This is a genomic window from Variovorax sp. R-27 (genome assembly GCF_049913215.1).
In the GTDB taxonomy this organism is placed as follows: domain Bacteria; phylum Pseudomonadota; class Gammaproteobacteria; order Burkholderiales; family Burkholderiaceae_C; genus Variovorax.
Genome location: NZ_CP183984.1, coordinates 2311423 through 2326659, shown reverse-complemented (window position 1 = coordinate 2326659; position 15237 = coordinate 2311423). Strand labels below are relative to the sequence as shown.

The window sequence follows — 15237 nt, the reverse complement described above, 5'->3', positions numbered from 1 at the left end:
GGAACAAAAACTAGGCAGCCAACCAGTGAACGCTAAAGAGCTTCTCAGGATCCGTCCAAACCGCAGCAGGCCGAAACCCAGCCCGAGCAGCCAAAGCCCGAAGCCCTTCAACAGTGAACTTATGCGAGTACTCGGTATGAATAGTCTCGCCCTCCTCAAACCCAAACCGTTCCCCATTCAACGAAACGCTCTGAGCCCGCCGGCTAACAAGATGCATCTCGATCCGCTGCCGAGGCGCGTTGTAGAACGCCGCATGCGCAAACCCATCGACATCGAAGTCCGCATCCAGCTCGGCATTCGCCCGACGCAGCAGATTGAGATTGAACTCCCCCGTAACCCCTTGCGCATCGTTGTAGGCCGCATGCAAGCGCCCCGGATCCTTCACCAGATCCACGCCAATCAGCAGCCCACCCCCACGCAACATCCGCGCAGCCAGCTGCAAAAACGCCAGCGCCTCCTCAGGCTCGAAGTTCCCGATCGTCGACCCCGGAAAAAACCCGACTCGCCGCCCCGAACCAGCCATAGGCGCAGGCAGCACCAGAGGCATCGTGTAGTCCGCAGCAATGGGCTGCACCACCAGCTTCGGATAGTCCGCTTTCAACCGCTCGGCCGCAGCCTCCAGGTGCTCCCCTGAGATATCGATGGGGAGATAGCGCTTCGGCGCCTGCAGCGCATCGAGCAGCAGCCGCACCTTCGTGAGCGACCCGGCCCCGAACTCCACGATCTCCGCGTTCGGCCCGATCTGTTCGGCGATCTCCCCGGCGCATTCGCCAAGAATGCGCAGCTCGGTGCGCGTCGGGTAGTACTCCGGCAGCTCGCAGATGCGGTCGAACAGCTGCGACCCCGCCGCGTCGTAGAAAAACTTCGGCGAGATGCTGCGTGGCGACCGCGCAAGTCCTGCCTGCATCTCCCGCCCGAACTCGGACAACGGCGTCGCGGCCGTGGAAGAAGAAGAAGAAGCACGCGGCTTCGCAGCAGGCGCGAACGACAGCGACGAGGAAGAAGTTGGATTGCGCATGATCAAAGGTCTTTCGCGAGCCGCAGCCCCGAGAACTGCCAGCGCGCCGCCGGCGGAAAGAAGTTGCGATAGCTGGGCCGCGTGTGCCCTGCCGGCGTGGCCACGCTGCCGCCGCGCAACACCAGCTGCCCCACCATGAACTTGCCGTTGTATTCGGCCGCGATGCCGGGCATCGGACGGAAGCCGGGATACGGGTCGTACGACGAACGCGTCCACTGCCAGACATGCCCCGTCATCTGCGAGATGCCGGGTGCGTCGAACGCGGCTTCCCATTCGAATTCGGTCGGCAGTCGCGCGCCGGCCCATTCGGCGTACGCGGCGGCTTCATAGAAACTGAGCTGCGATACGGGTGCATCGGCCTCCATCGGCCGCACGCCGTGCAGGCCGAACACTTGCCAGCCTGCGTTGCCCTGCTGTTGCTGTGCGCCAAGGCCAAGGCGTGGATCGTCCGGCTCGAGCCAGTACGCCGGATGCCTCCAACCGTTCGCCTGCACGGCGGCCCAGCCATCGGACAGCCAGAGCTCGGCCCGTTGATAGCCACCGTCCGCGATGAACTGCGCGTAGTCGCCGCAGTTCACCAGCCGGTCGGCAATCGCATAGGGCTGCAGCAGGGCCTTGTGGCGCGGCGTCTCGTTGTCGAAGGAAAAGCCCGGCCCCGCGAACCCCACTTCAAGTACGCCGCCGGCTTGCTCGATCCAGCGCACGGCGGGCGGCACGGCAGCCAGCCGCAGCGCGGGCCCGCTCGCGGGCTTGTAGGCGGGCAGCAGCGGGTTGCACGACAGTGCGTGCAGGATGTCGGTGAGCAGCAGTTCCTGGTGCTGCTGCTCGTGGTTCAGCCCGAGCGTGACGATGGGCTCGATGGTGGCCCAGTCGAGCCCGCCCTCCTCGAGCAGCGCGACCACGGCCTCGTCAACGTGCCGGCGGTAGGCATGCACCTCGTCTACCGAAGGCCGTGTCAGCAGACCGCGCTGCGGCCTCGGATGCCGCGGCCCGAGCGCCTCGTAGTACGAGTTGAAGAGGTAATGAAAACGCGCGTCGAAGGGCTGGTAGCCGCCGGAATGCGGCTGCAGCAGCACGGTCTCGAAGAACCACGTGGTGTGCGCGAGGTGCCACTTGGTCGGGCTCGCGTCGGGCATCGACTGGATGCACTGGTCTTCGGCGGAAAGCGGAGCGGCAAGCGCCAGGCTCGTGGCGCGCACCTCGCGAAACCTGTCGCGCAGTGTGCTCGCCGCCTGTGTGATCGGCCGGGAAAGCGTCATGGGGTCTCCAGTCGGGTCAGCCGCAAGTTTTAGCCCATCCGGGCTGCGGCGGCGCGTAGGACAAAACGCCGCCGCCCTGCCGCCGGCACTTCGGCAAAGGGCAGCCACTGTGGCACAAGATTCGAGGCCTTGCAGGCGGCTGCGTATCATCCGTGCGATGCAAACGACCAACCCCTCGGGCAGGCCCAAAGTCGTCATCGTCGGCTGCGGATTCGGCGGACTCGAAGCGGCACGCAAGCTGCAGAGCGCCGACGTGGACGTGACGGTGATCGACAAGACCAACCACCACCTGTTCCAGCCGCTGCTGTACCAGGTGGCAACCGCCGGGCTCGCCGCGCCGTCGATCGCGGCGCCGGTGCGCGCGCTGTTCCGCAAGCAGCCGAACATCACGACGCTGCTGGGCGAGGTGGGCGGCATCGATCCGGCCACGCGATCGGTGCAACTGGCCAATGGGGACCGCGTGCCGTACGACCACCTGATCGTCGCGGCCGGTGCCACGCACAGCTATTTCGGGCACGACGAATGGGCGCCCATGGCCCCGGGCCTGAAGACGCTGGCCGATGCCTTCGAGATCCGTCGCCGCGTGCTGCTGTCGTTCGAGAGCGCCGAGGTCGCGGCCGACCTGGAGCGCCGCCGCGCCCTGCTCACCTTCGTGGTGATCGGCGCCGGCCCCACGGGCGTCGAGATGGCCGGAACGCTGGCCGAGATCGCCAAGCACACGCTGTCGGGCGAGTTCCGCCACATCGACCCCGCCAGCGCGCAGGTGCTGCTGGTCGAAGGCGGCCCGCGCGTGCTGCAGGCCATGCCCGAGTCGCTGAGCCAGAAGGCGCTCGAACAGCTGGAGAAACTGGGCGTCGAAGTGCGGCTCAACGCGCGCGTGACGTCCATCGATGCCACCGGGCTCGAAGTGCAGACCGGCGGCGGCGCAGACGGTGCACCGGTCGCCAGCTACCGAATCGATAGCAGCTGCGTGGTGTGGGCGGCGGGTGTCGCAGCCTCGCCGCTGGGCCGCATGCTGGGCACGGCCACCGGCGTCGAATGCGACCGCGCGGGCCGCATCAAGGTCGAGCCCGACCTGAGCCTGGCGGGCCATCCCGAGATCAGCGTGGTCGGCGACCTCGCGGCCGCCATGAGCCATGCGCCCGGCAAGCCGCCCAAGCCCGTGCCCGGCGTGTCGCCCGGCGCCAAGCAGATGGGGCGCGCAGCGGCCGCCAACATCCTGCGCCGCATTGCGGGCCAGCCCACGGTGCCCTTCCGCTATGCGGACTACGGCAACCTCGCGACCATCGGCCGCAATTCGGCGGTGGTCGACCTGGGTACGCCCTTCGGCCCGCTGCGCTTCAGTGGCCGGCTCGCGTGGCTGTTCTGGCTGTTCGCGCACGCGTATTTCCTGATCGGCTTTCGCAACCGCATCGTCGTGATGATGGACTGGGCTGGTGCCTACTGGAGCTTCCAGCGCAATGCGCGCGTGGTGGCAGACGTGCAGGGCAAGAGCGAGTCCTGAACAAGGAGATCACGCGAAATGTCGCTGGCCTTGTGGATCGCGGTGCATGCCGCCGAAGCGCTCTTCTGCCTCTGGGTGCTGCGCTGGGGCGGTGCCGAACGGCTCGAAGGCAGTTTCGCCTCGGGCCTTGTCAGCAACTTCGCGCCGCGCTGGAGCGCCGAGGGGTTGCGCATGGCGGCGCTGATCCTGCTGGTCTTCTGCGCTATCACCTTCGTCGTGGGCTTGTTCGTGCCCTCGCTGCGCTGCTGGGTCGGCGGCTCCTGCTGAGCACCGCCAACCCACCCTTCCCCATCAGGTCCCGATCACGCCGCCGTCGTTCTTGGTGATGGCGATGGTTGCCGAGCGCGGACGGCCCCCGCCGTCGGGCCACTTCGACACGGCGAGCGGACGATCCGGGTCGCTGCGCTCGTTGGCCGGCTCGCCCGGGTGCTGGATGTTGATGAACAGCGTGCGCAAATCTGGCGTGGCCGTGAGCCCGGTGATCTCGCAGCCGGCCGGGCCGAGCAGGAAGCGGCGGATTTCGCCCTTGGTCGGGTCGCAGGCCAGCATCTGGTTGTTGGGCAGGTTGCTGTACTCGCCCTTGCCCAGCGTGGAAGTCGACACGTCGGTCTCGATCCACAGCACGCCGCGCGCATCGACCATCAGGCCGTCGGGGCTGCCGAAGGTGTCGCCCTTGATGTTGCCCTGTGCTTCATAGCGCGTCTGCTTCGGGTCACCCGCGAGCACGAGGTGGTTCCAGGCGAACTTGGTCGCGTCGAGGTCGCCGGTTTCCTTCCAGCGGATGATCTGGCCCATCGTGTTGTTGGAGCGCGGATTGGCCGCGTCCATGAAGGGCTGGCCGGCGCCGCCGCGGTTGCTGTTGTTGGTCAGCGTGCAGTAGACCTCCTTGGTGAGCGGGTCTACGGTGGTCCACTCGGGGCGGTCCATCTTGGTGGCGCCCAGCAGGTCGCTGGCCTGGCGTGCCTTGATGAGCACGTCGCCTTGCGTGGTGAAGCCCTTGTCGGCCACCAGGCCGTTCTTTCCCTGCACCAACGGCAGCCATTCGCCGGTGCCGTCCACGTCGAAGCGGCCGACGTACAGCGTGCCGTGGTCGAGCAGGTCGCGGTTGGCCGCGGCGCCGCCGGGCTTGACGCTGTCGCGGCTCACGAACTTGTAGATGTATTCGAAGCGCGAGTCTTCGCCCATGTAGATGACGGCGCGGCCGTCGTTGGTGAGCGCGGTGGCGGCGCCTTCGTGGGCGGCGCGACCGAGCGCGGTGCGCTTGCGCGGCGTCGAGGTGGGGTCTTGCGGATCGATCTCGACCACCCAGCCGTAGCGGTTCGATTCGTTCGGATTCTTCGACACGTCGAAGCGCGCTTCATGCTCGTGCCAGCGGTACTTCGCGCCATTGCCCTTCCTGATGCCCCAGCGCTTCTGGTGGGCGTCGGGCGTGTCGGTGCCTTCGAAGTAGTCGGCGAAGTTTTCTTCGCAGGTCAGGTACGTGCCCCACGGCGTGTGGCCGTTCGAGCAGTTGTTGAAGGTACCCAGCACCTGCGTGCCCGACGGGTCGGCGGCGGTGCGCAGCATGGCGTGGCCGGCTGCGGGGCCGGTGAGCGTCATCGGCGTCAGGGCGGTGATGCGGCGCGCGAAGCGCGAGGGTGCAAGCTGCGTCCACTTGCCGCCGTCGCGCTGCAGCTCGATGACCGACACGCCGTGCGCATTCATCGACTTGCGCACCTTCTCGGGCGTCCAGGTCTTCATGCCGTCGGTGTGCAGCAGGCCGTCGTCGACGTATTCGTGGTTCAGCACCAGCAGGCCGCGATTGGAGCCATCGATCGGAAAGAAGGCCATGCCGTCATGGTGCATGCCGGCCTGCAGTGCCTGCTCTTCAGCGGTGTTGGAGCCGTCGGTCTTGAAGGCGGGCATGGCGCCCGCGATGCCGGTGGCGTCGCCCCAGCGATAGAGCACCTGGGTGCTGTAGCCCTCGGGCACGACCACGGTGTCGACGGCAGCCATCGGCACGCTCTTGAAACCGATGGCACGGCCCAGCGAACCCGCCGAGCCGCCTGTTGCCGCACACCCGGCCAGCGGGCCGAACAGCCCGGCAATCGCGGCAGCGAGGCCGCCTTGCACGAGCATGCGACGCTTCGGGTCGGACACTTCGTGGATCGTGGGGTTGGCGGACGGGTTGGAGTCCTCCATGCGGGCGAAGTCTTTGGCCATGCTCTTGTCGTCGTGGGGTTACGGAGCCGGGCATAGTGTCGCCGCCTCGTGAATTCCGCATGACACGGGCCTGTAACAGGAACTCAGAAGAAGCCGCCCCAATGCGGCTGCTCGCCGCGCTGGCGCTTGCGCCAGTCCCAGGGCGGCGTGGGCTTCGAGTCGGCCCACAGGCCGGCGTGCCGGGCACGCGCGCTGTCCTGCAGCTTGAACAGCCCGCCGCCGCGTTTGGTGGCCAGGTGGTTGTAGTCGTACACCCAGGCCCAGCCTTCGGACACCATGCGGCTGCCGGCGTCCTCGCCGTTGCAGCGCACGTCGGCCACCGTGCGGCCATAGCGGTCGGTGTCGATCTCGGTGATGAGCGCCTGCTCGCGAAAGCAGATGTTGCTCAGCGCCTGCTTGCTGCGCTGGCCGTAGGGCTGGGCTTTTTCGGGCGCGTCGATGGCGGCGATGCGCACCTTCACGCGCTCGTAGGCGCCGATGCGGCCGCAGCGGGCGGTGAGCGTGTCGCCGTCGCTGATGCCCACGACGAGGCAGGTGCGGGGAGCGGCTTGGCTCAGGAAGGGAGAAAAGGCAAGAAGGCAGGAAAGCAGCAGCGCGCGTGAATGCATGAAGAAGCGGCGAGATAGGCAGAATGGCAGGACCGATCGAGGCTAAGTGATCCACCCGGCGGAACCGATCGGTACACAGACTTTTTCTTTTGAACCACGCTTCGAAGGAGAGCACGCACCATGCAAGAACCCACCCAGGACGACTGGTTCCTCGCGGCCAACGACGCATGGGACGCTGGCGCGCACAAGAAGGCCCTCTCGCTGTTCCTCAAGGCCGCGGCCGCGGGCGAGACCCACGCGCTCAACAGCGTCGGCTATTTCCTCGACCACGGCATCGGCGTGAAGAAGAACCCCGCGGCCGCGCGCGACTGGTACCGCAAGGCCGCCAAGGCGGGCGACGTGGCGGGGTGCGCCAACCTCGCCATCTGCTACCGCGACGAGGGCAATTTCCGCTGGGCGCGCTTCTGGTTCGAGAAGGCCTATGCGCAGGGCGACGGCGATGCGGCGCTGGAGCTGGGACGGCTCTTCCTGTGGGAAGGGCCGAACCAGAACCGGCACAAGGTGGTGGACTACCTGGGCAAGGCGGTGGCCTCGCAGTCCATCACTCCGAACGGACGCACGGAGGCGGGGGCGCTGCTGAAGTCGCTGGGCCTCATCAAGTGAAGCGCGCTCACTTCGCCGCGTTCTCGTCCTCCTGCAGCAACCGCCACATCACCTTCCCGCTGCCGCTCTTCGGCAGCGTATCGACGAACTGCACCTTGCGCGGAATCTTGTAGACAGCCATGTTCTCGCGGCACCAGTCGATGATCTGCTGCTCGGTCGTGTCCTTGTGCGTGGCGCGCAGCACCACGACGGCCTTGACCGACTCGCCGCGGTAGTCGTCCTTGGTCGAGATGACGCAGGCCTCCTGGATCGCGGGGTGGCGGAACATCAGCAACTCGACCTCGGCCGGCCACACCTTGAAGCCGCTCGCATTGATCATCCGCTTGAGACGGTCGGTGATGAAGAAGTAGCCGTCCTCGTCCATGCGGCCCATGTCGCCCGAACGGAAGAAGCGCTTGCCCTCGAATTCGACGAATGCGGCGGCCGTGGCGTCGGGGCGCTTCCAGTAGCCCTGGAACACCTCGGGGCCGTGGATGATGATTTCGCCTGATTCGCCGATGGGCATCTCCTTCAGCGTGTCGGGGTCGACCACGCGCGCGTCGGTGCTCATGAACGGAATGCCCAGGCATTGCTGCTTGGGATGGTCCGACGGGTTGGTGTGCGAGGGCGCGGCGGTTTCAGTGAGGCCATAGCCCTCCTGGTACTTCAGCCCGTACTGCTCGAGCAGGCGCTGCGCCACGGCCTGCGGCATCGCCGCGCCGCCACCGCCGATGTAGGTCATGCTCGACAGGTCATAGCTCGCGAAGTTGGGGCTGGCCATGAGGTCGATGACCATGGTCGGGATGTTGGTCCAGGCCGTTACCTTCCAGCGCGAGATCAGCCGGCCGGCCACGTCGCGGTCCCAGCGCGGCATGATGATCAGCGTGGCCGCTGCGAGGATGGCCGTGTGCATCATGCTCACCACGCCGGTGATGTGGAACATGGGCACCACGGCCAGCACCACCGTCTCCGAGGTCGACCCGCCCCACATCTGGCCGGAGACCGCGTTGTGCATCAAGCTCGAATGGTGGTGGATGCAGCCCTTGGGCAGGCCGGTGGTGCCGCTGGTGTAGGGCAGCAGCGCCATGTCGTCGGCGCCCACCACGTGCTCGGGCGGCGGATGACCGGCCTCGAGCGCGTCGGTCCAGGCGATGACCTTGCCGCCGTCCAGCGCGGGCAGCGGATGGCGGGTGGTGAGCCAGTCTTTCCAGGCGGGGGCCGGGGCGTCGTCGCCCGACGCGTCGGCGTCGAAGGCGTCGGTGAACTGGGTCACGATCATGTGGGCGAGCCGATGCTCGGGTGGCAGCGCATTGCTGGCCTTGGCCAATTCGGGCGCCAGATCGCCGGTGATGATGGCCACCTTGGCGTCGGGATCGGTGATGTAGTGCTTGAGCTCCTCGGCCCGGTTCATCGGGTTGACCGGCACCACCACCGCATTGGCGCGCAGGATCGCGAAATGCGCGATCACCAGCTGCGGGCAGTTCTGCATGTCCAGGATCACGCGGTCGCCGCGCTTCACGCCCAGCGCGTGCAGCGCGCCGGCCAGGCGCTCGGCCTGGGCGGCGAACTCGCGGTAGCTGATCACGCGGCCGAAGAATACGAGCGCGGGCTTGTCGGGATAGCGTGCGGCCGAGGTGGCCAGGTTGTGCCAGAGGGAGGTGGCGGGGACGGTAATCGAATGCGGGAGGCGTTTGGGCCAGAACTTGTAATGCGGGCGTTGTTGCATGGTGAGTACAGGCGGGACAAAGAAAAGCGCGACAGCCCGCCAGCCTAAGCCGCCAAGGCCGCCGCTCCCATCGGGGAAGCCCCCGGAGCGTCGCCTAGGTGACGCCATTTCTTCTCACATGCGCAACCTTCTGCTCTCGCGCCTTGCGACTACAGACACGGGCCGCCTTCCGCGCGATACCTGTCAGCCCCCCACCCACCGAATGAAGGAACTCACATGGCAGCAGAAAAGCACGCAAGCGTTCACTGGGAAGGTGCCGGCAAGACCGGCAAGGGCCAGGTCAGCACCGAGACCGGCGCCCTGAAAGACTACCCCTACGGCTTCGCCAGCCGCTTCGAGGACGACAAGCGCGGCACCAACCCCGAAGAAATCGTCGGCGCGGCGCATGCCGCCTGCCTCACGATGGCCTTCGCCTTCGCGCTCGAAAGAGAAGGCCTGGCCGCCACGAAGATCGACACCAGGGCCGCCGTGCGGCTGGCCAAGGACGGCGATGGCTTCAAGATCGACCGTATTGCGCTCGAACTCGACGCCTCCGTGCCGAACCTCGACGAAGCCAGGTTCCAGCAGATCGCGGCCGCCGCCAAGGCCGGCTGCCCGCTGTCGAAGGCGCTGGCGAGCGTGCCCGAGATCACGCTGAAGGCCACGCTGGCCAGCTGAGTGCGCTGCTTATGATCGTCTCCCAATAAAAAGGAGACGGATCATGAACAAGCCTGCCCGGACCGCGCTCGCGGTCCTTTCTTTCGCCCTCGGCACGGCCGCGATGGCGGCCTACCCCGACAAGCCGATCAAGGTCGTCATCGGCTTTCCGGCCGGCGGCCCGCTCGACCAGCACGCGCGCCTGCTCACCGACAAGCTGCAGGCCGTGCTCGGCCAGCCGCTGATCGTCGACTACAAGCCCGGCGCGGGCGGCTCGGTCGGCGCCGACGCAGTCGCCAAGAGCCCGGCCGACGGCTACACGCTGATGCTGGCCAACACCGGCGTGGCCGTCATCAACGGCGCGCTCTACAGCAAGCTGCCCTACAACACGCAGCGCGACTTCGTGCCCATCGCGCGCACCGCCATGCAGCCGCTGGCGCTGCTGGTCACGCCCAAGCTGCCGGTGCAGAACCTCAAGCAGTTCGTCGACTACGCCAAGGCGCGGCCGGGCCAGGTCAACTACGGCTCGGCCGGCAACGGCGGCATCAGCCACCTGGTGCCCGAGATGTTCAAGACCGCGACGGGCATCTTCATGGTGCACATCCCCTACCGCGGCAGTGCGCCGGCCTTCACCGACCTGATGGGCGGGCAGGTGCAGTTCATGGCCGAGTCGATTCCGCAAGCTGCCAACTATCACAAGCAGGGCAAGGTGCGCGCACTGGCCGTGACCAGCCGCGAGCGCAACCCCGCCCTGCCCGACGTACCGACCGTGATCGAGTCGGGCGTCAAGGGCTTCGAGGTGGTGGGCTTCTATGGCTTCTTCGCGCCGAAGGACACGCCGAAAGACGTGGTCGCCAAACTCAGCGACGCATTCAGGCAGGTGCTGAACAACCCCGAGGTGCGCGACCGCATGGTGAGCCAGGGCGCAGACCCGGCCTTCCTGGGCAGCGAGGATTTCGCACGCTTCCTGGCGACGGAAACGCCGCGCTGGGAAAAGGCCGTGAAGGCGTCGGGCGCGCGGATGGACTGATTCGGCACGCCTTCAGCGCGGCTCAGCGCGGGGTAGCCGCATGCCGCTCCAGCTGCGCACGGTCCAGAAGCTCGATGCTGCGGTAGCGCACGCGCAGCGTGCCGTCTTCTTCCCACAGCTTCAGCTGCCGGTTCACGCTCTGGCGCGACACGCCGAGCATGAACGACAGGTCTTCCTGCGACACGCCCAGCAGCGTGCCGCCGCCCTCGCCCGGGCTTTGAGCGCGCGCGTCCAGCGTGAGCAGCCGGTGCGCGAGCCGCACCTGCAGCGGCATCAGGATCACGTCGTCGATCCACGCCAGCGCCTGGCGCAGCCTCAGGCAGACCAGCCGGGTGAAGGCCATGTGCACGTCGGGATGTTCGGCCACCAGCCGGTGAAAATCGGCCGCCGCGACCACCGCCATCTCGGTCGTGTCGACCGCGCAGGTGTCGTAGACGCGCTCGCGCCCGACCAGCAGCGACACCTCGCCGAACCAGTGGCCGGGTTCGAGCATCGCGATCACCGCCTCGCGCCCGCCCGGCGCGACCACGCTCACGCGCAACGAACCGCTGACCACGCCGAACAGCGCATCGGGCGACGACCCCTTGTGAAAGAGCGACTCGCCGCGCGCCAGCATGCGCCGGTGCGCCACGGCGAGCAGCCGCTGCTGCACGTCCCCGGCCAGCCGCATGTCGCTGTTGTGCACCGGTGACGGCTGTGCGTCCGGCGCGGCGCTGGTGGCGTTGGATGAAGGGGGCGTGCGTGGCATCGCGGGTTTGTCCCGAGCGGCGATTGCCAACACCGGACAGTCTTGTTGCGGGAGCGTGCCGATAGTAAGCAGCGAGCCCGGACCTGCGCATTCGCAGCAACCCGATGTCACCTGTCATCCCTGTCACATGGAGCACACCCCGATGAACGACAACAACACCCCACGCACCGAACTTCAAGCCCGCCGCGAGCGCCTCGTGCTCGACCACTTCGCAGACGAGACCCGGCAGGACTTCGACGCCGTGCTCGGCACCTTCCCGCATCCGCACTACGAGCTGATTCCCGGCGGCGAAGTGCACGACGGCATTGCCGACGTGCGCCAGTACTACGCCGACACGCGCCGCGCCTTTCCCGACCAGCGGCACGAGATCATCCAGTTGCGGCACGCCGACGATTCGGTGGTCGTCGAGTTCTGGCTGCTGGGCACGCACCGCGGTCCGCTCAAAGGCCTGCCGCCGACAGGCAACAGCTTTCGCTGCCGCATGAACGCGTTCTTCATCTTCGAAGGCGACCGGCTGGTGTGCGAGCGCGTGTACTTCGACACGCTGACGATGCTTCGGCAGCTGCTGGCCGGTGTGCCCGCGGAGCATGTCGCCGCGCTGGTAGGCGGGTTGCTGGAGCAGCCAGCCGCAACTCGCGCACCCGAGGCGGCGGCTGCATGACTGCGCTGCGCAACGATGCGCTCGCAGGCCGCCACGCCATCGTGACGGGCGGCGCGCGCGGCATCGGCCTTGCAATAGCGCGGCGCTATCTGGCAGCCGGCGCCAGCGTCGCGCTGTGGGACCTCGATGCGTCAGTACTGGCAAATGCGCTGCAAACGCTCGCGCCGCTCGGCACCGCCACCTCGGCAGTCGTCGACGTGCGCGACGAAGACCAGGTCGCCCGTGCCGCCGCCCAGTCGCAGGAACGCTTCGGCGGCATTGACATCCTCGTGAACAACGCGGGCGTGCTCGGCCCGACCGTGCCTGCCTGGGAGCACACGCCCGCGCAGTGGCGCAATGTGCTCGACATCAACCTGACGGGCGCATGGCTGTGCTGCCGCGCGGTCGCACCGGTGATGCTCGCCCGCCGGCGTGGCCGCATCGTCAACATCGCCTCGGTTGCCGGCAAGGAGGGCAACGGCTTCAACGCCGCCTACTCGGCCTCCAAGGCCGGCCTCATTTCGCTGACCAAGTCGCTCGGCAAGGAGCTGGCTGCATCGGGCGTGCTGGTGAACTGCATCACGCCCTCGGCGGCCGACACCGAAGTGTTCGCGGCCGTGCCCGCCGAGCACCGCGAGCAACTGCGCACCGCCCTGCTCTCGCGCGTGCCGATGGGGCGCTTCGTCGAGGTCGACGAGGTGGCCGCGATGGCGGCATGGCTGGCGTCGGACGACTGCTCTTTCAGCACCGGCGCGGTGTTCGACATTTCGGGCGGCCGCTCGATGTACTGAGAGCCTGCGCGCCAAAAGCCAAGGAGAACTTCCCATGACCCGAGACCCCGACCCAACCGGCTTCGCACACCTGGCGGATTTCGACGGCACCCGCGGCGCCGCCATGCCGCAAGACCGCCTGCACGCCATCCGCCGCTCAGCCGAAGGCCTGCGCGAACGCCTGCTCGATGCGCCGCCGGTGCGCTTCGCGCGCAGCTTCAACCTGCTGCGCATTCCGTACCCCGCATGGTTCGCCTTCACCGGCGTGTATTCGCAGCAGCTGCTCAAGCCGCACATGGTCCACCTGCTGGCGCGCACCGTGCTGATCCAGTACGACGACTTCGAGGGCCGCCTGCGCACACTGCTGTTCACGCCGGCCGACTTCGAGGCCGGCAACGAAACGCCCTACTTCAAGCGCCTGGGCGAGCAAACGCCGAAATTTCTGCACAAGGCCATCGCACCGGTCTACCAGACTGTCCTGCAGGCGCTGGCAAGCTGCGGCGTCGCGCCGGAGCAGATCGACTACATCACCTACGACCACCTGCACACGCAGGACGTACGCCGCTGGCTCGGCAGCGCCGCCATGCCGGGCCTGCTGCCGAACGCCAGGCTGCTGGTGCACCGCCAGGAACTCGCCAGCGTGCAAGGCTTGCTGCCGGTGCAGGCCGAGTGGTACTGCCCGCGCGGGCTCGAAGGCGTGCCGGCCGAGCGCATCGTGCCCTTCGACGGCAGCATCCAGCTGGGCCGCGGCCTTGCGCTGGTGCATACGCCGGGCCACACAGAGGGCAACCATTCGCTGGTCTACCGCATCGCCGACGGCCTGCGCGTGAGCAGCGAGAACGGCGTGGCGGCCGACAGCTGGGCGCCGCTGCAGTCGCGGCACAACGGCATCCGCCGCTACGCGCAGGCTACCGGCGCGGAGGTGATCCTCAACGGCAACACGCAGGAAAGCAGCAACGACCAGTACCTGTCGATGGTGCTGGAGAAGACTCTCGCCGGCACCTCGTCCTCGCACGGGTTCAGCAACGTGGTGCCGTCGGCCGAATGCTCGCCGCACTGGCTGTTTCCGGGCGCGCCGGCCAGCCACCTGTGGGGCGAGACCTGCTTCGGCACGCCCACCGTCGCCTGAAACGCCGCCGCCGCAGGAACAACACAGAAGGAGACACAGACGATGAACACCGCCACCCTCGATGCCGCGGACGCACGCACGCCGGCCGACACCACCGACGCCGCGCTCTTCCGCAAGATCACCTGGCGCCTGATGCCGCTGCTGTGCGCCTGCTACGTGCTGAACTATCTCGACCGCACCAATGTCGGCTATGCACAGCTGCAGATGAAGGACCAGCTGGGCTTCAGCGACGCGGTGTTCGGCCTGGGCGCGGGCATATTCTTCATCGGCTATGCGGTGTTCGAGATTCCGAGCAACCTGATGCTCGCGAAGATCGGCGTGCGCGCAACGCTGCTGCGCATCATGGGCCTGTGGGGGCTGGCATCGGCGGCGATGATGTTCGCAACCACGCCCACGCAGTTCTACGTGCTGCGCTTTCTCATCGGCGTGTTCGAGGCCGGCTTCGCGCCGGGCGTGCTGTTCTACCTGACGCTGTGGTTCCCGTCGCACCGCCGCGCACAGGCCACCGCGCTGTTCTTCATGGCTTTCGGCGCGGCGCCCATCGTGGCAGGGCCGATCGCCGGGCTCACCATGACCTACCTGGACGGCGTGCTGTCGCTGCGCGGCTGGCAGTGGCTGTTCCTGCTCGAAGGCATTCCGAGCGTGCTGCTGGGCGTGGCGGCGTTCCGCTGGCTGTCGAACAGTCCGTCGCAGGCGGCCTGGCTGTCCGCAGTCGAGAAGCAGCGCGTGACGCGCCTGCTGGCCGAAGACCAGGCCGCGAACGGCGCCACCGGGCGCCACACCTTCGGCGCGGCCATGCGCGACGCCCGGGTCTGGCTGATCGGCTTCATGTCGTTCCTGATCATCCTGGGCATCTACGCCATGTCGTTCTGGCAGCCCACGATCCTGAAGTCGATGGGGCTCAGCGTGCTGCAGATCGGCTTCTATTCGGTCATTCCGGCGGTGGCGGGCATTGCGGCCAACATCGTCGTGGGGCGGCATTCGGACCGGTGCAAGGAGCGCCGCTGGCACTTTGCGCTGAGCGCAGTGGTGGGCGCCGCCGGGCTGGCGCTGACCACGCTCTTCATGCACAACGCCTTTGCCGCCGTGCTGTGCCTGGCGCTGGCGGCCATGGGCATTTCCGCCGCGTTCACAGTGCTCTGGTCGGTGCCCGGCAATTTCATGTCGAAGAGCGCCGCGGCCGCGGGCATCGCGCTCATCAGCACCATCGGCGGGAGCGCAGGGCTGGTGGCGCCGATGATGGTCGGCGCGCTGAAGACGCTGACGGGCGGCTTCACCCTCAGCCTCTACGTGCTGAGCGGGGCCCTGGTGCTGTCGGCATTGCTCATGCTTGTGGCCTTGCCGGCGAGCGCACTGGGCCGGGGACAAGCCCGGCGCTGAGCCCG

At 67.6% G+C, this 15237-nt stretch carries 15 protein-coding genes; 9 read left to right on the top strand and 6 right to left on the bottom strand.

The genetic code is table 11. The annotated features are described in order from the left end of the window. Nucleotides 1-10: 10 nt before the first annotated feature. Together egtD and egtB are read right to left on the bottom strand one after the other, a co-directional pair. Nucleotides 11-907 carry an L-histidine N(alpha)-methyltransferase gene (gene egtD, locus ACN9MV_RS10715; protein WP_256329591.1) on the bottom strand — a complete coding sequence of 299 codons (897 nt, stop codon included), beginning with the start codon at nucleotides 905-907 and terminating at the stop codon, nucleotides 11-13. Nucleotides 908-1020: 113 nt separating this feature from the next. Further along, nucleotides 1021-2277: an ergothioneine biosynthesis protein EgtB gene (egtB, locus tag ACN9MV_RS10710; protein WP_426392134.1), complete on the bottom strand. Its 1257-nt coding sequence runs from the start codon at nucleotides 2275-2277 to the stop codon at nucleotides 1021-1023. 157 nt (nucleotides 2278-2434) lie between these two features. Here egtB and ACN9MV_RS10705 point away from each other — a divergent pair, with 157 nt between their 5' ends. Then, a complete protein-coding gene (locus tag ACN9MV_RS10705) occupies nucleotides 2435-3781 on the top strand; it encodes an NAD(P)/FAD-dependent oxidoreductase (RefSeq protein WP_093058314.1) in 1347 nt (448 codons plus the stop codon). An 18-nt stretch (nucleotides 3782-3799) separates the two neighbouring features. Continuing rightward, entirely contained in the window at nucleotides 3800-4048 is a 249-nt protein-coding gene (locus tag ACN9MV_RS10700) for a hypothetical protein (protein WP_097199583.1), read from the top strand. A 24-nt stretch (nucleotides 4049-4072) separates the two neighbouring features. Here ACN9MV_RS10700 and ACN9MV_RS10695 read toward each other — a convergent pair whose 3' ends face one another. Then, nucleotides 4073-5983: a PhoX family protein gene (locus ACN9MV_RS10695; RefSeq protein ID WP_426392132.1), complete on the bottom strand. Its 1911-nt coding sequence runs from the start codon at nucleotides 5981-5983 to the stop codon at nucleotides 4073-4075. An 83-nt stretch (nucleotides 5984-6066) separates the two neighbouring features. After that, a complete protein-coding gene (locus tag ACN9MV_RS10690; RefSeq protein WP_093078768.1) occupies nucleotides 6067-6591 on the bottom strand; it encodes a thermonuclease family protein in 525 nt (174 codons plus the stop codon). A 120-nt stretch (nucleotides 6592-6711) separates the two neighbouring features. Here ACN9MV_RS10690 and ACN9MV_RS10685 point away from each other — a divergent pair, with 120 nt between their 5' ends. Beyond that, on the top strand, nucleotides 6712-7194 hold the full coding sequence (locus ACN9MV_RS10685) for a tetratricopeptide repeat protein (RefSeq protein ID WP_093058310.1): 483 nt from the start codon (nucleotides 6712-6714) through the stop codon (nucleotides 7192-7194). 7 nt (nucleotides 7195-7201) lie between these two features. On the opposite strand, the gene ACN9MV_RS10680 is transcribed toward ACN9MV_RS10685, so the two are convergent. Beyond that, nucleotides 7202-8899: a long-chain fatty acid--CoA ligase gene (locus ACN9MV_RS10680; protein ID WP_093177841.1), complete on the bottom strand. Its 1698-nt coding sequence runs from the start codon at nucleotides 8897-8899 to the stop codon at nucleotides 7202-7204. 216 nt (nucleotides 8900-9115) lie between these two features. Here ACN9MV_RS10680 and ACN9MV_RS10675 point away from each other — a divergent pair, with 216 nt between their 5' ends. Beyond that, a complete protein-coding gene (locus ACN9MV_RS10675) occupies nucleotides 9116-9556 on the top strand; it encodes an OsmC family protein (RefSeq protein WP_426392129.1) in 441 nt (146 codons plus the stop codon). 43 nt (nucleotides 9557-9599) lie between these two features. After that, on the top strand, nucleotides 9600-10565 hold the full coding sequence (locus tag ACN9MV_RS10670) for a Bug family tripartite tricarboxylate transporter substrate binding protein (protein WP_093177845.1): 966 nt from the start codon (nucleotides 9600-9602) through the stop codon (nucleotides 10563-10565). A 22-nt stretch (nucleotides 10566-10587) separates the two neighbouring features. On the opposite strand, the gene ACN9MV_RS10665 is transcribed toward ACN9MV_RS10670, so the two are convergent. After that, a complete protein-coding gene (locus ACN9MV_RS10665) occupies nucleotides 10588-11313 on the bottom strand; it encodes a Crp/Fnr family transcriptional regulator (protein WP_426392127.1) in 726 nt (241 codons plus the stop codon). A 142-nt stretch (nucleotides 11314-11455) separates the two neighbouring features. Here ACN9MV_RS10665 and ACN9MV_RS10660 point away from each other — a divergent pair, with 142 nt between their 5' ends. From ACN9MV_RS10660 to ACN9MV_RS10645, 4 genes are read left to right on the top strand one after another with little or no spacing between them, the layout of a single operon-like run. Next, nucleotides 11456-11974 (top strand): ester cyclase, encoded by a 519-nt coding sequence (locus ACN9MV_RS10660; protein ID WP_426392126.1) that lies wholly within the window; start codon nucleotides 11456-11458, stop codon nucleotides 11972-11974. After that, nucleotides 11971-12744 carry an SDR family NAD(P)-dependent oxidoreductase gene (locus ACN9MV_RS10655; RefSeq protein WP_426392124.1) on the top strand — a complete coding sequence of 258 codons (774 nt, stop codon included), beginning with the start codon at nucleotides 11971-11973 and terminating at the stop codon, nucleotides 12742-12744. Before ACN9MV_RS10660 ends, ACN9MV_RS10655 begins: the two co-directional genes overlap by 4 nt. A gap of 34 nt (nucleotides 12745-12778) precedes the next feature. Beyond that, nucleotides 12779-13852 (top strand): hypothetical protein, encoded by a 1074-nt coding sequence (locus tag ACN9MV_RS10650; RefSeq protein WP_426392122.1) that lies wholly within the window; start codon nucleotides 12779-12781, stop codon nucleotides 13850-13852. A gap of 42 nt (nucleotides 13853-13894) precedes the next feature. Next, complete coding sequence (locus ACN9MV_RS10645) at nucleotides 13895-15232, top strand: MFS transporter (protein WP_426392120.1); 1338 nt, start codon at nucleotides 13895-13897, stop codon at nucleotides 15230-15232. Nucleotides 15233-15237: the final 5 nt, after the last annotated feature.